This window comes from Tropicimonas sp. TH_r6, from assembly GCF_033101155.1.
Lineage (GTDB): Bacteria > Pseudomonadota > Alphaproteobacteria > Rhodobacterales > Rhodobacteraceae > Tropicimonas.
In genome coordinates this window covers 1-17,150 of the sequence record NZ_JAWMPX010000025.1, presented here as the reverse complement: position 1 = coordinate 17,150, position 17,150 = coordinate 1, and the positions used below count along the sequence as shown (strand labels likewise).

The 17,150-nt window shown below is 62.4% G+C and carries 12 protein-coding genes and 1 pseudogene; 10 read left to right on the top strand and 3 right to left on the bottom strand.

What is annotated here, in order from left to right; translation table 11 throughout:
- The first annotated feature begins 80 nt into the window (after positions 1–80).
- From R3X27_RS19505 to R3X27_RS19490, 4 genes are read left to right on the top strand one after another with little or no spacing between them, the layout of a single operon-like run.
- A complete protein-coding gene (locus R3X27_RS19505; RefSeq protein ID WP_317710562.1) occupies positions 81–1,331 on the top strand; it encodes a sarcosine oxidase subunit beta family protein in 1,251 nt (416 codons plus the stop codon).
- A 10-nt stretch (positions 1,332–1,341) separates the two neighbouring features.
- Positions 1,342–1,629, top strand: coding sequence for a sarcosine oxidase subunit delta (locus R3X27_RS19500; RefSeq protein WP_317710561.1), 288 nt, complete (start codon positions 1,342–1,344; stop codon positions 1,627–1,629).
- The gene (locus R3X27_RS19495; protein ID WP_317710560.1) at positions 1,626–4,556 is read left to right on the top strand and encodes a sarcosine oxidase subunit alpha family protein; all 2,931 of its coding nucleotides are present in this window, start codon (positions 1,626–1,628) and stop codon (positions 4,554–4,556) included. The genes R3X27_RS19500 and R3X27_RS19495 overlap by 4 nt, the downstream gene beginning before the upstream one ends.
- Positions 4,549–5,121 (top strand): sarcosine oxidase subunit gamma, encoded by a 573-nt coding sequence (locus R3X27_RS19490; RefSeq protein WP_317710559.1) that lies wholly within the window; start codon positions 4,549–4,551, stop codon positions 5,119–5,121. The genes R3X27_RS19495 and R3X27_RS19490 overlap by 8 nt, the downstream gene beginning before the upstream one ends.
- 208 nt (positions 5,122–5,329) lie before the next feature.
- Here R3X27_RS19490 and R3X27_RS19485 read toward each other — a convergent pair whose 3' ends face one another.
- The 3 genes and pseudogenes from R3X27_RS19485 to R3X27_RS19475 all read right to left on the bottom strand — a co-directional run bounded on the left by R3X27_RS19485 (position 5,330) and on the right by R3X27_RS19475 (position 11,742).
- Positions 5,330–10,153 (bottom strand): NAD-glutamate dehydrogenase, encoded by a 4,824-nt coding sequence (locus R3X27_RS19485; protein ID WP_317710558.1) that lies wholly within the window; start codon positions 10,151–10,153, stop codon positions 5,330–5,332.
- A 264-nt stretch (positions 10,154–10,417) separates the two neighbouring features.
- Positions 10,418–11,498 (bottom strand): annotated as a pseudogene (locus tag R3X27_RS19480) (IS3 family transposase).
- A gap of 10 nt (positions 11,499–11,508) precedes the next feature.
- Positions 11,509–11,742 (bottom strand): hypothetical protein, encoded by a 234-nt coding sequence (locus tag R3X27_RS19475; protein WP_317710557.1) that lies wholly within the window; start codon positions 11,740–11,742, stop codon positions 11,509–11,511.
- Positions 11,743–12,551: 809 nt separating this feature from the next.
- Here R3X27_RS19475 and R3X27_RS19470 point away from each other — a divergent pair.
- The 6 genes from R3X27_RS19470 to R3X27_RS19445 all read left to right on the top strand — a co-directional run bounded on the left by R3X27_RS19470 (position 12,552) and on the right by R3X27_RS19445 (position 16,664).
- Positions 12,552–12,881: a potassium channel family protein gene (locus R3X27_RS19470; RefSeq protein WP_317710556.1), complete on the top strand. Its 330-nt coding sequence runs from the start codon at positions 12,552–12,554 to the stop codon at positions 12,879–12,881.
- A gap of 115 nt (positions 12,882–12,996) precedes the next feature.
- Positions 12,997–14,112, top strand: a complete 1,116-nt coding sequence (locus R3X27_RS19465; RefSeq protein ID WP_317710555.1) for an AI-2E family transporter — start codon at positions 12,997–12,999, stop codon at positions 14,110–14,112.
- The gene (locus R3X27_RS19460; protein WP_317710554.1) at positions 14,112–15,176 is read left to right on the top strand and encodes an HlyD family secretion protein; all 1,065 of its coding nucleotides are present in this window, start codon (positions 14,112–14,114) and stop codon (positions 15,174–15,176) included. Before R3X27_RS19465 ends, R3X27_RS19460 begins: the two co-directional genes overlap by 1 nt.
- Complete coding sequence (locus R3X27_RS19455; RefSeq protein ID WP_317710553.1) at positions 15,166–16,182, top strand: DUF2955 domain-containing protein; 1,017 nt, start codon at positions 15,166–15,168, stop codon at positions 16,180–16,182. Before R3X27_RS19460 ends, R3X27_RS19455 begins: the two co-directional genes overlap by 11 nt.
- Before the next feature lie 155 nt (positions 16,183–16,337).
- Entirely contained in the window at positions 16,338–16,478 is a 141-nt protein-coding gene (locus R3X27_RS19450; RefSeq protein ID WP_317710552.1) for a transposase, read from the top strand.
- Between the two features lie 30 nt (positions 16,479–16,508).
- Positions 16,509–16,664 (top strand): hypothetical protein, encoded by a 156-nt coding sequence (locus tag R3X27_RS19445; protein ID WP_317710551.1) that lies wholly within the window; start codon positions 16,509–16,511, stop codon positions 16,662–16,664.
- Positions 16,665–17,150: the final 486 nt, after the last annotated feature.

The following is a 17,150-nucleotide window of genomic DNA, read 5'->3' as shown; positions in this document are numbered from 1 at the left end:
GTAGTTATACGGCAGTTTTAGAAAAGTCATGCCGCGAGTTTGCGGACATATTGCCTCTGAACCAATCTGGAGCGGGGCCCGTGCGTTATTCTGCCTTTCGGATCATGAAAGAGGCCCTGACCGGGCACAGGGGCTGGAAACCGGCCTGGCGCGATGTGGCGCCACAACCCGACTATGACTTCGTCATCATCGGTGGCGGCGGGCATGGGCTGGCCACGGCGCATTACCTCGCAAAGGTCTTCGGAAAGGCGCGGATCGCGGTGCTGGAGAAGGGCTATATCGGCGGCGGCAGCGTCGGGCGGAACACGACGATTGTCCGCGCGAACTACCTGCTGCCGGGCAACGAGCCATTCTATGAATTCGCCATGCAGCTCTGGGAAGGGCTGGAACAGGATCTCAACTACAACGCCATGGTCAGCCAGCGCGGGATCATGAACCTGATCCATACGGACGGCCAGCGGGACGCTTTCCGGCGGCGCGGCAACTCCATGATGCTGCATGACGCGGGCGCCGAACTGCTGGACCGAGAGGCCGTGCGCCGCGAAGCTCCCTTCCTCGATTTCGACAATGCCCGCTTCCCCATCAAGGGCGCGCTGATGCATCGGCGCGGCGGCACGGTGCGCCATGATGCGGTGGCCTGGGGCTATGCGCGGGCGGCGGACCAGCGCGGCGTGGACATAATTCAGAATTGCGAAGTCACCGGCTTTCGCATCGAAGACGGCCGCATCCGCGGCGTGGAAACGACGCGCGGTCATATTGGCGCGAAGAAGGTCGGGCTGACCGTGGCCGGGGCCTCGGGCAAGCTCATGGCGATGGCCGGGCAGCGCCTTCCCATCGAGAGCCACGTTTTGCAGGCCTATGTCTCCGAGGCGCTGAAACCGGTCATCCCCGGGGTGATCACCTTTGGCGCCGGCCATTTCTACGTCTCGCAATCGGACAAGGGCGGGCTGGTCTTCGGCGGCGATATCGACGGCTACAATTCCTACGCTTCGCGCGGCAACCTGCCCGTGATCGAGGATGTCTGCGAAGGCGGTATGGCGCTGATGCCGATCATCGGCCGCGCCCGGCTGCTGCGCGTCTGGGGAGGGATCATGGACATGTCGATGGACGGCTCCCCCTTCATCGACCGCACCCCCATTGACGGGCTCTATTTCAACGGCGGCTGGTGCTATGGCGGCTTCAAGGCGACGCCCGCCTCCGGCTACGCCTTCGCCCAGCTTCTGGCGACCGACACGCCTCACGCGACCGCAACGGCCTACCGTCTCGACCGCTTCCGCGCCGGGCGCGCCCTCGACGAAAAGGGCGTGGGCCCGCGTCCCAACCTGCATTGAGGAGGTCCAGATGCTGATCCCCCACCCGCTCCTTGGCCTCCGCGACGCCTCGGAATTCACCTATCTCGGCGATGCCGCGCTGCTCGACCGCCCGGACTGGCAGGCCGAAGATGCCGCCAATGCCTTCCACGACTATGTCTATATCCGCGACAACCCGGCCGGGCTCCACCGCGAGTTGTGGTATCACGAACAGGGCGACCGCTCCTGGCTCGTCGTGACCCGCAACACGGTGACCCATGACGTGGTGAAGGCCGAACTCGCCCACGACGTGGCCCTTGCCGGGAGGGCTGCCCAATGAGCCGCCTGGACGGAGGCCGGATCGACCGGTCCACTCCCCACTATTTCACCTTCGACGGAAAGCACTACACAGGTTTTTCCGGCGACACGCTCGCCTCGGCATTGCTGGCCAACGGAGTGCGGCTCATGGGGCGGAGCTTCAAATATCACCGCCCGCGCGGCGTGCTCACCGCCGGTTCCGAAGAGCCCTGTGCGCTGGTCGAACTGCGGTCCGGCGCAAGGCGCGAACCCAATACACGGGCGACCACGGCGGAGCTATTCGACGGGCTGGAGGCGCAATCGCAGAACCGTTTCCCCTCGCTCGGATTTGACTTGCTCGGGATCAACGATACTTTCTCCAGCTTCCTGACCGCCGGGTTCTATTACAAGACCTTCATGTGGCCCGCCGCCTTCTGGGAGAAGGTCTATGAGCCGGCGATCCGTCGCGCCGCCGGGCTTGGCGCGGTGTCGATGCAGCCAGACCCGGACTGCTATGACAAGGGCAATCTCTTCTGCGACTTGCTGGTGATCGGCGCTGGTCCCGCCGGGCTTGCAGCCGCGCTGACGGCGGGGCGTGCCGGCAAACGGGTGATCCTCGCCGATGAGGATTTCGAGATGGGCGGGCGTCTGCTCTCCGAACAGTTCAGCCTCGACGACGCGCCCGCCTCGGACTGGCTGGCGGCCACGCTCGCGGAATTGCAATCGCTCCCGAATGTCCGCCTCCTGCCGCGCACGACCGTCTTCGGAACCTTCGACCACGGCCAATATGGCGCGCTGGAACGCAACACGGACCACCTCGCCGCGCCGCATCCGGAGCTGCCGCGCCAGACCCTCTGGCGCATCCGGGTGAAACGCGCCCTGCTCTGTGCCGGCGCCACAGAGCGACCCATTGCCTTCGAGAACAACGACCGGCCCGGCGTGATGCTGGCCGGCGCCCTGCGCGCCTATGCAAATCGCTGGGCGGCAACGCCGTCGCGCCGGGTTGCGATTTTCACCAACAATGATGACGGGCACCGAACGGCGCTGGATCTCGCGGCCAAGGGCGTCGAAATCGTCGCCGTTGCCGATATCCGCGAGGACGCTCCCCGGCTCGGGGACTACCCGCTCTTTGCCGGCGCGAAGGTGATCGACACAAAGGGCCGGCTTGGCCTGACCTCCATCCGCCTGAGGCTGGCCGATGGCAGCGAAAGGGCGTTCGAATGCGGTGCGCTCGGTGTCTCGGGCGGCTGGAACCCGGCGCTGTCGCTGACCTGCCACCAGGGCGGCAAACCGCAATGGAAAGACGACATCGCAGCCTTTGTGCCCGGCAAGACGCTGCCGCCGGGCCTCTCGGTTGCTGGTGCAGCCGCAGGGGTTTTCTCCACACATGGTGCGCTTCAGACCGGTGCAGCGGCGGCGGCGGAAGCCGTCGCTGGCCTGCTGCCTGAGTTGCCGCGCGCCGAAGACGCCCCGGTCAATCTCCGCCCCTATTGGCACACAGGCGAGGGCAAGCGGCGCGGCTGGCTGGACTTTCAGAATGACGTGACCGTCAAGGACGTGAAGCTGGCGCATCAGGAGGGCTTCCGCTCGGTTGAGCTGCTCAAACGTTACACAACGCTTGGCATGGCGACGGATCAGGGCAAGCTGGCCAATGTCGGTGCGTTGGCCGTCATGGCCGAGCTGACCGGCAAACCGATCCCCGAGACCGGCACCACGGTTTTCCGCCCACCCTATACGCCCGTCGCCATTGGCGCGCTGGCCGGGCGGCATCGCGGCAAGGCATTCCGCCCGACCCGACTGACCCCGAGCCATGACTGGGCGACCGACCAAGGCGCCGTCTTCACCGAGGTGGGTCCGTGGATGCGGGCGCAGTATTTCCCGCGCCCGGGCGAGACCCATTGGCGGCAGAGTGTCGATCGTGAGGCGAAGGCCGTGCGCAGCACGGTGGGGATCTGTGACGTGACCACTTTGGGCAAGATCGACGTGCAGGGGCCAGATGCGGCCGCGTTCCTCAATCTGATCTATGCCAATGGCTTCGCCAGGCTCCCCGTTGGCAAATGCCGCTACGGGCTGATGCTGCGCGAGGACGGGATCGCGATGGATGACGGAACGGCGGCGCGGTTTGCAGAGGGGCATTTCGTTGTCACCACGACCACGGCCAATGCTGTCGGCGTTTTCCGGCATATGGAGTTCGTGCGCCAATGCTTGCGACCGGATCTGGACGTGCATCTGATCTCGACCACCGATGCCTGGGCGCAGGTCGCCGTGGCCGGGCCGAAGGCGCGCAAGTTGCTGGAAAGGCTTGTCGATCCCGGTACGGACATCTCCAATGCCGCCTTTCCCTTCATGGCCTGTCGCGAGATCACCATCTGCGGCGGTCTGCGCGCGCGGCTGTTCCGGATCTCGTTCTCAGGCGAGCTGGCCTATGAGGTCGCCGTGCCTGCGCGCTATGGCAACAGCCTGATGCAGGAGCTGACAGAAGCGGGCGCGGATCTCGGCGTCACGCCCTATGGCACAGAGGCGCTCGGCGTGCTTCGTATCGAGAAGGGCCACGGAACCGGCAACGAACTGAACGGGCAGACCGCCCCCGCTCATCTTGGCATGGCCCGGATGGTGTCGCGCAAAAAGGACAGTATTGGAGCCGTGCTCGCCCGCCGCGAGGGGCTCGCGGAGGAAGATGGGGTACGGCTGGTCGGGCTGAAGGCGCTGGAGGGTGCGACGCTCTCCGCCGGAAGCCATATCTTCGCAGAAGAGGGCGCGCAGGTGCCGGAAACCGATCAGGGCTGGATCTCCTCGGCCTGCCACTCGCCGCATCTGGACGGCTCCATCGCGCTCGGCTTCCTGCGGCGGGGCGATGCGCGCCATGGCGAGATCGTCGAGATCGCCAACCCAATCCAGGGCGAAACCTGCCGGGCGGAGATCGTCAGCCCGCATTTCATCGATCCCGAGGGAGACCGACTCCGTGCTTGAAACCCGTCTAGACCCCTGCCCTGCCCTGGGCGCCGAGTCCGCGCCAGTCCAGATCGGTGCCATTTCGCTGGCCGAAACAGATCTCGCGCTCGCCTCCGTTGCCGGCTTTCGCGGTGGGGCCGCCGAGCCGCTGCTGGCCGAGTTCCTCGGCGCGCCACCTCCGGGGCCGGGCGGGCTCGTGCAGTCGGGTGCGCTTGGCTGTTTCTGGACCGGCGCCGGGCAATGGATGCTCTACGCCCCACATGACACGCAGGAAGATCTCGCCGCACGGCTTGCGGGGCAGCTTCAGGGCGTGGCGGCTGTGACCGAGCAGAACGATGGCTGGGCCGGGCTCGATGCAAGCGGGCCGAACCTGCCCGACGCTTTCGAGCGCCTCGTCGGGTTTGATATCCACGCCATGCAGCCGGGTGCGGCGGAGCGTTGCGTGATCGAGCATATCGGGTGCTTCCTGCTCTGCTTGGGACCGGACCGGTTCCGACTGCTCGCCGCCCGCTCCTATGCACGGTCTTTGCATCATGCGGTGGAGACCTGCCTGCGCGCGGCAGACGCCTTTCGCGCGCAATAGATCCAGGCGTGGTCAGGTTTGTCTGCAGACGCAGCGGAGCTCCGTCGCGATTTCGGGAATCTGGAGCAGGAACCGTTCGATTGACGCCCCGCAGCTGGGCGCACCGGCGCAGGCACGGTGGCCTTCGGCCTTTCGGCCGTGTCCCGCGCATCGCACCAACGCCGCCTACCGTCTCACCTTCGCGACAGGACATTTCGTCCCGGCGCGCTCACCCCGCCGCGACCGTCAGATGCGACGAGGCCACCGCGAGTTTCGAAACGCTGAGCGGACCGCCCGCGCGCAGCTCCTCGATCAGCTTGTCCGCCCGCTGAGTCAGCTGGCTGTTCTTCGCGATCCATTTCTCGATACTGTCCGCGCCCGGCTCGGCATCGACGAGTCCCAACGCGGCGGCGGCGATATTGGATTGGTGAACGCGCATATCCGCCAGAAGCCGGGCCAGCGCCATCCGCTCCCAGTGATCGGCCACTTCGACACTCCGCGCCGAGGAGCGCAGCCAATCGAGGCTGAACCGTGCCCCGGCGGCGAAATAGCTCGCTGCCACGTCGCGCACGTCGCGCCCCAGCTTGCCAGCGACATCGAATATGTCGATCGCACCGCCCAGCAGTTCCGACAGTGCCACGCGCGAGGCGAGATGCTCCGGCGCGCCCCGTTCGATCAGGTCGGCCGTCCGGGCCGCGAGCCGCTCAAGCGAGAAGGCGCTGACCGCGGTCTCCGCGATCGTGGCTATCTCGACGATTCCGGGGCGATAGAGTGCGATGGCATCACCGATGGCATGGCAATTGTCCTGGATCAGCCGCTGGCACTGAGCCGCCAACATCTCCGAGAGCGCACGGTGGATCTCGGTCTGCACCGAAGCCGCGATCTTGTTGTCCAGCGCATTCACCTCTGCCGCGATATCAGTCAGCCCGAACACCTCGCGGATGATGATGAATGCCTTCACGATCTCGCCCACCGAGGCGCCGGTATCCTCTCGCAGCCGCGAACAAAGGGTCGGGCCGCCCTCGTTCACCAGCAGGTTGACCACCACCGTGGCGATAATCTCGCGCCGCAGCCGGTGGTCGCGCAGCACATCGCCGTATTTCTTGCGCAGCGGTTCCGGCATGTATTCGATCAGGAAACGCTCCATATAGGGATCGTCCAGCACGTCCGACTCCACGAGATCGGAGAAGATATCGATCTTGGCATAGGCCACCAGCACCGAGATCTCCGGCCGGGTCAGACCGAGACCGGCGGCACGGCGTTCGGCCAGCGCCTCCTCGTCGGGCAGGAACTCCACCGCGCGGTCGAGCTTGCCCCGCGCCTCCAGCCCCTGCATGAAGCGCGTATGCTCATCGAGCAGCGCAGGCGCCACCGACTCGTCCAGAGAGATTGCCAGAGTCTGGTGGTAATTGGTCTTGAGCACCAGCTCGCCCACCTCTTCGGTCATGCTCGCCAGTAGCTTGTTGCGCTGCTTCTCTGTCATGTCGCCGGCATTGACGACCGCGCCGAGGGCGATCTTGATATTGACCTCGTGGTCCGAACAATCGACGCCGGCGGAATTGTCGACCGCGTCATTGTTGAGCTTGATCCCCGCCAATGCGAGCTCGATCCGGCCGCGCTGGCTGATGCCGAGATTGGCACCTTCGCCGATCACCCGAACGCCGATCTCGTCGGCATCGATGCGCACGGCGTCATTCGCCCGGTCCCCGGTATCGGCATGGCTCTCGTCACCGCTCTTGATATAGGTGCCGATGCCGCCGAACCACATCAGGTCCGCCTGCGCTTTCAGCAATGCCTTGATCAGCTCCGATGGCGTCACCCGGTTGACCTCCAGCCCGGTCAGGCGGCGGATCTGCGGGGTCAGCGTGATCGACTTGGCCGCGCGGGAATAGATTCCACCGCCCTTTGAAACCAGCTTCTCGTCATAGCTCTGCCAGCTCGACCGCGGCAGATCGAAAAGCCGCTTGCGTTCGGCGAAGCTGGCCGCCGGATCCGGATCGGGATCAATGAAGATGTCGCGATGGTCGAAGGCCGCGACGAGCTTGATCTGGTCCGAAAGCAACATGCCGTTGCCGAAGACATCGCCCGACATATCGCCGCAACCGATCACCGTGAAAGGCTCGCTTTGAGTGTCGTGGCCAAGCTCGCGGAAATGGCGCTTCACCGCCTCCCATGCGCCCTTGGCGGTGATGCCCATCCCCTTGTGATCGTAGCCATTGGAGCCGCCCGAGGCGAAGGCGTCGCCCAGCCAGAAGCCGTATTCGACCGCCAGCGCGTTGGCATAGTCGGAGAAGGTCGCGGTGCCCTTGTCGGCAGCAACGACGAGATAAGGGTCGTCCGGATCGCGCCGGATCACCGCTTTCGGCGGCACGATCTCGGCATCGACGATATTGTCGGTGATATCGAGCATGCCGGAGAGGAAGATGCGGTAACAGCGCACGGCCTCGGCCACCACCTCGTCGCGTGTCCCGCCCACGGGGAGGTGCTTGGGCAGGAAGCCACCCTTGGAGCCCACGGGCACGATGACCGCATTCTTGACCTGCTGTGCCTTGACCAGCCCGAGCACCTCGGTGCGGTAATCCTCCTTGCGGTCCGACCATCGCAGCCCGCCGCGCGCGACCGGGCCGTAGCGCAGATGCACGCCTTCGACGGCGGTGGAGAAGACATAGATCTCCCGCCAGGGACGCGGCAGCGGCAAGGCGTCAAGCTGGGCGCAGTCGAACTTGAAGGACATGTAGGGCTTGGTCGCCCCGCCCTCGCCCGGCTGGAAGTAATTGGTCCGCAGGGTCGAGAGGATTGCATTGCGAAAGCGGCGCAGGATCTGGTCGAAATCGAGCCGGGCGACGCTGTCGAGCGCGGCCTCGATCTCGCCAGAGATCTCCTCCGCCCGGGCCGCGCGCTTGTCCGTATCCGCCCCGCCAGCGGGATCGAAGAGCGCCTGGAAGAGCGCCACCAGCTTGCGGGCGATCTCCGGGTTCTCGATCAACGCGTCCTGCATGTAGGGCATGGAATAGGGGATGTTTGCCTGCCGCAGGAAGCCGCCATAGGCGCGGAGCAGCGCGGTCTCCCGCACCGTTAGCCCGGCGACGAGCACCAGCCGGTTCAACCGGTCGTCATCCACTTCACCGGTCCAGAGCTCCGCGAAGGCCGTTTCCAGCTTGTCTCGGAGATTTGCGAGATCGATCGGCGCGCCATCGGCCGATTCCATGTGGAAATCGTGCATCCAGATCACGGCGTCCTCGCGGTCGATGCGGAACGGGTGCTCCTCCTGGATCCGGAAGCCCATATGTTCGAGAATCGGCAGCGCGTCGGACAGTGGCACGGAACGGCCCAGCCGGTAGAGCTTGAAACGCACGTTCCGTTCGGGATCTTCCAGCCGGCGGTAGAATTTCAACTCGAGACCGGCGTCGCCCTTGAGTTGTTCCATCTTCTCGATATCGGTGATGGCGGAGACGGCATTGAACTCGTCGCGATAGGACGCCGCGAAGCCGGCGCCGTAGAGCGCGTGCAGCCGATTGCCCTCGGATTCCCCCGCCCGCTCGATCAACGCGGTTCGCAGGTGATCGCCCCAACTGCGCACCGCGCCGAGAATCCGTTCCTCGATGGTGGTCACATCATGCGCAGTGGCCACGTTTCCACCATGCAGCGCGATCACGTAATGCACCCGCGCCAACACCTCGTCGAAACTCGGAGTCCAGGTGGCGATCCGGCCGTCGAACTCTTCGGCAAGGATATCGCCGATCCTGGTCCGCAATTCGGTGTTGTAACGCTCGCGCGGCACATAGACGAGGCAGGAGACGAAGCGCCCAAACCGGTCGGGCCGGACCAGCAGCCGGGTGCGCGGTCGAATCGTCAGGTGCAGCGCGGCCATCGCGTTTTCGTGGAGTTGCGCGTCCGAGCTCTGGAACAGCTCGTCGCGCGGATAGATTCCCAGCACATGGGCCAGCGTCTTTGCGTCGTGGCTGTCGGAGGGGAAACCAGAGCGCTCGACCAGCCGCTCGACTTTCTGCCGCAGGAGCGGGATCTGACGCGGGCTGCGGTTATAGGCGGTGGCTGTGAAGTGGCCGACAAAGACATGGGCGCCGGTCATGTTGCCCTTTGCGTCGAAGCGCTTGACCCCGATCAGGTCGAAATGCGTGGGCCGGTGAACCGTCGAGCGGCGGTTGGACTTGATGATCATCAGCGGAGAGCGATCGGTGGTGAAGGCGTCCATCTCGGGGGACCAGTCGGAGAAACTGCCTTCGAGGTCGCGCAACACCGTAAAATCCGGGTCCCGCATCAGCCCGAGCCCGCTCTTCTCGACTCGTTGCACCGAAGGCGTATCCTCGCGGGTCTCGTATTCGCGGTACCCAAGGAAGGTGAAATGGTTCTCGGAGAGCCAGTCGAGGAACTCCACCACCTCTTCGGTCACGTCCCGCGTCTCGGCAGGCGCGTTCTCCTTCAGCGCCGCGGTGACTTCGCCGAGACGGATCAGGATTGGACGCCAATCCTTGACCGAGACCCGCACGTCCCGCATCACCTGTGCAATCTCGGCCTCGCAGCGGGCCAGCCGCGCCGCATCCCCGATCTGGTCGACCAGGACCTGGATCAGGGATTCGCGCGTGCCCCCCTCAGTCCCGGCCGGGACCAGTTCGACGCGTTCGCCGGCCTTGGTGCGGCGCAGGGTCACGAGCGGGTGGATCAGCGTGTGGATCGCCAGCCCCTGCACCGTCAGGTAGGAGGTCAGCGAGTCCACGAGGAAGGGCATGTCGTCATTGACGATTTCCAGCACCGTGTGCGAGCACTCCCAACCATGCTCGGACATGCGCGGGTTATAGATCCGTACCCGCGCTTCGCCCGCTTCGCGGCGGGCCGAGAATTTCCAAAGCGCCAACGCCGAGCCGTAGATTTCCTCGCAGCTGCGACCCTCGAAATCTTCCATCGAGGCCCGGGCAAAGAGGAGATCGAGCGCCGTCAGAAAACTCTCGCGATCCGCCTTGTCCAGTCTCTCGACCGCGATTGCGCGAATTTCGTCCAGTTTATCGTGGAACAGAGCGTCTTCGGTCTTGGTCATCCCATCCTCCCGGAAACCATGCAGCGCCGCGCACTCAACCGGTTCGGACCCGTTCCCGTCGCGCAGCACGTTGACCCGACGATGCTCGCTCGCTGCACAAAAATCGAGCGGTTATTTTGCCACGACGCGCCGATTTGAACTGTCCGCCACTTGTGGGAAATGCGCCGGGGCGGGCTGCACCTCGCTGGCTGACAACGAAAAAAAGGAAAAGCCGCGCCCGGTCGGGGTAATCCCCGCATTTGTGCGGGGGTTTGGTCGTAGAATTTACGCGGCCATTTTCAGTTTCTGGGCGGGTGTCATCCCACCGGTGCCCATGTTCGGGCGCTCGTTGTCGTAGGACCAGAGCCACTCGGTGGCAATCTGCTGCAGCTCATGGATACGATGTAGAGGTCCAGCCACTCGTGCCGGACCGTGCGATTGTAGCGCTCGACATAAGCGTTCTGCCGGGGCTTTCCGGGCTGGATGTAGGTCAGGGCAATGCTCCTTTGCTCGGCCCATTCGACCAGCGTGCCACTGACGTATTCGGGACCGTTATCCACCCGGATCGCCTTTGGCGCGCCACGCCATTCGATGATCTGGTTCAACGCCCGTACGACCCGTTCGGCAGCCAGCGAGAAGTCCACTTCGATACCCAATCCCTCGCGGTTGAAGTCATCCAGGACGTTCAGCAGCCGAAACGCCCGGCCGTCCTCAAGTCGATCCGCCATGAAATCCATCGACCAGACCTCGTTCGGTGCGCCCGGAACCGCGAGTTCCTCGGGGTTCGGCCGCTTCAGCCGCTTGCGTGGCTTGATCCTCAGGTTCAACTCCAGTTCGCGCTGGATCCGGTAGACACGCTTGTGGTTCCAGCCATGGCCCTGGACATTCCGCAGATACAGGAAGCACAGGCCGAAGCCCCAGGTCTTCTTGGCCGTCGTCCGTGCGACGAGCAGTTCTGCGATCTGTTCGTTCTCCTCATCCAGCTTGGGGCTGTATCTGTAGCACGTCTCGCTGATGCTGAACGCGCGACAGGCCAGAGCACTGCTGGCACCCTTCATCGCCACCGCTTTCACGGCCAACTCCCGGCGCTGAGCTGGCCGTATCATTTTTTTCCCAGAGCTTCCTTCAGCAAATTCTTCTGCATGCTGACATCGGCACACATGCGCTTCAGCCGCCGGTTCTCCTCGGCCATAGCCTTCATCTCGCTGATCAGACTCGTGTCCATGCCACCATACTTGGCGCGCCACTTGTAGACCGACGCGCTGCTCATGCCGTGTTCGCGGCACAGCTCGGCAACGGGCACGCCGTTCTCCATCTGCCGCAGGATGCCCATGATCTGGGCCTCAGAGAAACGTGTCTTCTTCATCGGAATCTCCTCAGTCATCCTGCCGAGAAAATTCTACTTCAGCATCCCCCCTCAGATCGGGGGGGATTACCGCTGTGTCTCCTCTGAAGAACCAGTTTCCTCGCTGGCTAGTATTCTCAGAAGAAACGATCTCTCTGAACTGGGTATGAACTTGTTCGGTGGTTTTGCGGATCACTTCGTTGTTTTGGGTGTCGGCCATCGGCCATCCGTTAGGCATGTGAATAGTTTCCTGATGATTGGTCATCAAAAAAGAAACCTTCTCGTTTCACCGAAAGGGCCTCATGGGATGCTGGTTGATTCGATTGTTTGGGTGACTGTGGTGCTAGCCGACCAGATGAGCCGATTGAGGCCTAGAGTTGGTCGTCAGGTTGGGGGCTCAATCGAATAAGCAAGCGCTATCCCTCCCTCGGTTGAGGAGCGGTTGGATAGGTAGTCGAGCAAGGTGGTCCTCTGCCGACCTTGAGGAACTTTCACCATATACGGACTTAAGAAGAGACGCCTTGGGAACACGGTTGACATGGACCGTTCATGCAAGCGTCCCATCACTCCATCCGACAAGGATTTATCGGTGTTGTGTTGGTCCAAGGCAGTCGTCGGAACAGGGCTGGCAGCCAAGCAAGCCGAAACTTCAAACTACCCGAGGGGCGACCATTGAAGGGACAATGCTGCCGTTCACTTCGACGTTGGAGCGGCCGCACCCAGCCCAAAGCCGCCTAAACGGGCTCCTACCCCAGAGTGCGATAGCGGACCTTCATCGGACAGACAACGAACAGGAACTTGATGCACGAAGCGGTCACTCTGTGCTGCCTGGCCAGCCGTCGTTTTCGGCCCGGAAAGGACTCTCGTGCTTGCTCAGACACCTGTACATTTCTCGGGGCCGACTGGAGCCGCCACCTCCTTTTGCGGCCACGCGCCGGATCTGCCGGGAGCCACAGGTTCAACTTTAGGGCTGGCGTTCAACCTATCCGTGTGGCTAGCCTGTCCGGAATGGGAGTTTTGTCGACACCGTCAAGACGAGTCGCGAGACCATAGGTTGGGCACAGGGAGGGGATCTTGGGGTCATTTCGTCAAATCTTGCGTAGCGTTGGTTACGCCTCCAGGGACGGTCGCGTTCGCAGTATACTCGCTTTCACGCTGGCCATTGTGCTCTGGGCATCGGTTTTTTACCGCTTTGTCGAGGGGTGGAGTTGGCTGGACTCCGTGTATTTTTCGGTAATTGCCATTTCGACAGTCGGCTTCGGAGACATTTCACCCGAATCCGCTGCTGGCAAGATCTTCACGATGTTCTACATCGTGATCGGCCTCGGCATCTTCGTGACGGCGGCGACGACCGTCGCGGATGCAATTCTGTCCCACTACAGGACGGATAGGGAAAAACAATAAAAGCCAGAGGGCGGGGATGGGTGTGGAAACGCACCTGCGCTCCAGGACACAACAAGAAACGAGCGATCGTTCAACCTCCAGCAACGATCCGCCATACTTCTGACAGGGAACCGAAATGGCCGAACACAAAGAAACCAGTGCAGAATTTCAGGACTCCAGGATTGTCGATCTCGCGATCCGCCTGATGTTTCTGGGTATGTTTATCTATAGCGCCATCGTGATGGTTACGCCGCTTGCCAGTATCTTCATCTGGGCGGTGATCTTGTCTGTTACGCTCTATCCTGGCTTCGATTGGCTCCAGAAACGGCTCGGCGGCCGGAAAGGGCTGGCTTCGACCGTTCTGGTATTGATCGGTCTCGTCGTCACTCTCGGTCCCATTGCCTCGGCGATATCCGGAGCGGCCGATCTCGGGTCCGACTTCTCCGAACAGGCGGCGGCTGGAACTCTGAAGATGCCCCCGCCGCCCGAAGGATTGAGTGAGTTTCCCGTCATCGGCCCACCGGTTCTGGAGATCTGGACGATGTTCGAGAAGAACCTCGACGGCGCCCTGGCGAAATACGGCCCTCAACTCCTTGAGCTCACGCAGGCCTTGTTCGGCAAGGTGATCGGGGTCGGAGTCGGGCTTCTCGGCCTCGCCCTTTCAGTCATCGTCATGGGCGCGCTCATGTCGCCCGGCCCAAAGCTTGTTGTCGGCGTACAGAGCTTCGCGAACCGGGTCTTTTCGTTGCGCGGTGGTGAGTTTGTCCTAATGGCCGGTGCAACGATCCAGAACGTCATGAAGGGCGTCGTCGGCGTTGCCGCGATCCAGGCCTTCGTCGTCTGGCTCTTGCTGACCCTATTCGGCATTGGTTCCGCAACCACGCTCGCCTTCATCTGTCTGATCCTGTCGATCATCCAGGTCGGACCCGGCCTCGTGCTGATCCCGGTGATTATCTACGCCTGGAGCTCCATGTCAGGTGGAATGGCCCTCATGTTCACCGTGCTCGCCATTCCCGTCACGATCATGGACAGCTTCCTGCGCCCGATTTTCATCTCGCAGGGTCTCCAGACCCCGATGCTGGTCATTCTTATTGGTGTCCTCGGTGGCATGATGGCCTACGGTCTGATCGGGGTTTTCATGGGGCCTGTCCTGTTCGCCGTGTTCTATGAATTGTTCAGCCTGTGGATCAAAGAGGGAGACGAGGCCGATGAGACGGCCTCAGACGATGAAAGCGCAGCGGGAGAGGCGTGATGAAGCGCACGATTTGGAGCACGGTCGCCATTCTGGCACTGTTTCTTGTCTGGTACATCGCGGCAGACCGCATGACACCGATTACCGGAAATGCGCGGGTCAAGGCTGTGGCGACGCAGATCGTTCCTCAAGTGACAGGAACCGTGACCGAAGTTCTGGTCAAAAATGGAGAAGTTGTCTCAGCCGGCGACGTTCTGGTCCGGATCGACCGAACACCTTACGAGATCGACCGGGCGAGGGCGGAGGCCGATCTGGAATCGGCCACGCAGGATGTGGGAGCATCCTCGGCCGAAGTCAGCGCCGCGCAAGCCAAGGTTGCCCGGGCTCAAGTGGACCTGGACACGCTCCGGCTGCAAAGCGAACGTATTTTCTCTCTTGAGAAGAAGGGGCTCGTCCCAATTGCGAATGCAGATGACGCAAGAGGAAAACTCGCCGAATCCGAGGCCAACCTCGAGAATGCGAATGCGGATCTGGAAAAGGCCAAACAGCGTCTGGGTGAGGAAGGGAAGGAAAACGCCAAGATCCAGCGGGCACTTGCCGCGCTAGCAGAGGCCGATCTGAACCTGGAATGGACGGAACTGAAAGCGCCTGCCGACGGGCTCATCTCGAATCTGCTGATTGCACCCGGAACCTACGCCCGCGCTGGCAGCGATCTGGTTACTTTCCTCGATGCGACGGATGTCTGGATCGAGGCCTACATGACCGAGAACAACATGGGACTCGCGCAGGTCGGATCGCCGGTTGAAGTGGTCCTGAACATGCATCCGGGTCACGTCCTGACTGGCAAGGTCGAAAGCTTCAGTGGCGCTGTGTCCGTGAGCGGCGCAGACTCTCCCGGAGAGTTGGCCAGCGCTCCGTCAACGGCGGGATTCCTGCGGGAAGCGGAGCGCTTTCCCGTGCGCATCGTTCTGCCGGGCCACGAGGCCGGCAGCCTGGACGACGACCTGAGATTCCAACTGAACGGGCAGGCGGATGTCATTCTGTACACGACCGACAGCAAGCTCATGAACTTCATCGGCCGCATGTACATTCGTGCGGTGGCCTTTTTGTCATATGCATACTGAAGAACGGCGCTCAATCCTGCGATTGACCTTCGGCACGGTCGGGGTGTTCGGCCTTGGGCTGCTCCTCGACTGGCCGCTGTCCTTCATCGGCGCGGTTTTTGCGGCGCTCTTCCTGCAAGCGCCCGCAGCGATGCCGATCAAGGTGGCGCTCAAGTTGTTTGTCTTCGCGACACTGCTCATGCTGGTGTCGTGGCTCGCCTTCTCGCTTCTGGCGCCCTATCCGCTGGTGTTCCTCGGTGGCGTTGCCATTGCGATTGTCCTTTCCTTTGGCTGGTCAATTGCCGGTGCGGGTATCCTGCCCGGCGTTCTGGCACTGATGGCCGCAATGATGATTCCGAACATCATCGTGCAGTCCGAGGAACTGGCGTTGGTATTCGTGGCCTGGATCCCGGCCAACCTTCTCATCGCGGGTTTTGCCTCGGCATTGAGCTTCACGCTCTTCCCGGCCGAACCGGTCGCGGCAGGTGGTGCGAAGCCAAAAAAAGCAAAGCAAGATTTCGATCCGGTTCGTAGGCTGGTGCGAATGTCCATGGTGACCGTGCCATTCGCCTTGGCGTTTTTCCTGTTTGGCTGGTCCGCCTTGCTCGTCCTGTTCTTCGTCGCGATCCTGAGCCAGCAACTGGCGGCTATGCCAGCCGCAGGTAAGGGGGTTGCGAAGGCGATGTTGACCGCCAACATGCTCGGAGCTGGTATCGCCATCGTATTCTACGAAATCAATGTCATCGCACCCAGCGTTGTGACGGCCATTTTGCTCGCAGTGTTTCTTTGCGTCGCGCTTGGGGCACTGAGCAAGTCTAAGCACCCGTTGGCACCCGCCGCTGGATCGGCTCTTACAACCGTTCTCGTGGTTTATGGCGGCTCCATTGCCCCCTTCTCCGATGAAGCCGACGTAAAGAGCATCGTCCGAGTGGTTCAAATCGGCCTCTCAGCTATGATCGTTATTGTCGCCTATACCGTCGTCGACGAATTTCTTCCCGAGAGGAGCGCGGCGGGTCAATCCAGTTGAGCCTGACTGGTGCCAAACAACCCGGCACCGTCGTCGTCATTGGGAAGAGGTTGCCGTAGCGGGTGGCAACCCGCCGCCAGTCCTTCAGCGTCCGAACATTTGTGACTGCCCCCTAAAACTGGGCCATTGTTTGGACCACGAAAGGGGGAAGAGAGATGGCTCGGAAACGGTATTCGGATGAGGACGTCCTGAAGCTGCTTCGAGAGATCGAGCTGAAGCTGGCGGATGGTAATGACGTGCGAAGGGCCTGTCGTTCGGTCGGTGTCAGCGACGCAACCTACTACAATGAGCCATAGTCGCGCCATTGGTCCGAGCGACAATGGCGAATGCGGCGTCGGTTCGGCGGGATGGGCAAGTCTCAGCTGTCGGAAATGCGCAATCTTGAGAAAGAGAACGTAAGACTGAAGAAGATCGTGGCCGAGTTGGAACTCGACAAGCTCATTCTCAAGGAAAGCCTGAACCACCTAAAGCCGAGGGCCTGACGACGAGCCAGCTTCGTCAGGCCGTCATTCACACGCGTCAGAAACTCGCCACGTCCAAACGCCGGACCTGCAAGGTGATCGGACTTGCCCGCTGTTCCATGCAGTACCGGGCTGTCGAACAAAACGACGATGAGCTGCGGCTGGCCATGATCCGACTGGCGAAGAGCTATGGGCGTTAAGACGATCGAAAGGTGGCAGAGTTGCTGCGGGTCGCGGGCTGGCGCGTGAACCACAAGAGTGGCACGTGCCCTCCTCCTCCCGAACCACACATGGCCGGAGGGCGCGGTCACAGCCGTATGATCTTGTCCGGCGCACAGTTCGATCATTCGAGGAGCAGACGCTGTTCCCCTGCTGCACCTTTCCATGTGGAGGCGCCGCAGGGGCTTGGAGCTTTCGGCGTAGCCTTGAGTTTAGAGGAGCTTCCCGTCGATAGCCGATGTCGCTTGTCAGCGCTCGATTGAACACGAGTATGGAGCATCCGTGGTA

Coding starts and splice junctions, on each gene's coding strand:
- R3X27_RS19500 (WP_317710561.1), top strand. CDS start 1,342: ATGCTGATCCCCCACCCGCTCCTTGGCCTCCGCGACGCCTCGGAATTC.
- R3X27_RS19495 (WP_317710560.1), top strand. CDS start 1,626: ATGAGCCGCCTGGACGGAGGCCGGATCGACCGGTCCACTCCCCACTAT.
- R3X27_RS19485 (WP_317710558.1), bottom strand. CDS start 10,153: ATGACCAAGACCGAAGACGCTCTGTTCCACGATAAACTGGACGAAATT.
- R3X27_RS19475 (WP_317710557.1), bottom strand. CDS start 11,742: ATGACCAATCATCAGGAAACTATTCACATGCCTAACGGATGGCCGATG.
- R3X27_RS19465 (WP_317710555.1), top strand. CDS start 12,997: ATGGCCGAACACAAAGAAACCAGTGCAGAATTTCAGGACTCCAGGATT.
- R3X27_RS19460 (WP_317710554.1), top strand. CDS start 14,112: ATGAAGCGCACGATTTGGAGCACGGTCGCCATTCTGGCACTGTTTCTT.
- R3X27_RS19455 (WP_317710553.1), top strand. CDS start 15,166: ATGCATACTGAAGAACGGCGCTCAATCCTGCGATTGACCTTCGGCACG.
- R3X27_RS19450 (WP_317710552.1), top strand. CDS start 16,338: ATGGCTCGGAAACGGTATTCGGATGAGGACGTCCTGAAGCTGCTTCGA.
- R3X27_RS19445 (WP_317710551.1), top strand. CDS start 16,509: ATGCGGCGTCGGTTCGGCGGGATGGGCAAGTCTCAGCTGTCGGAAATG.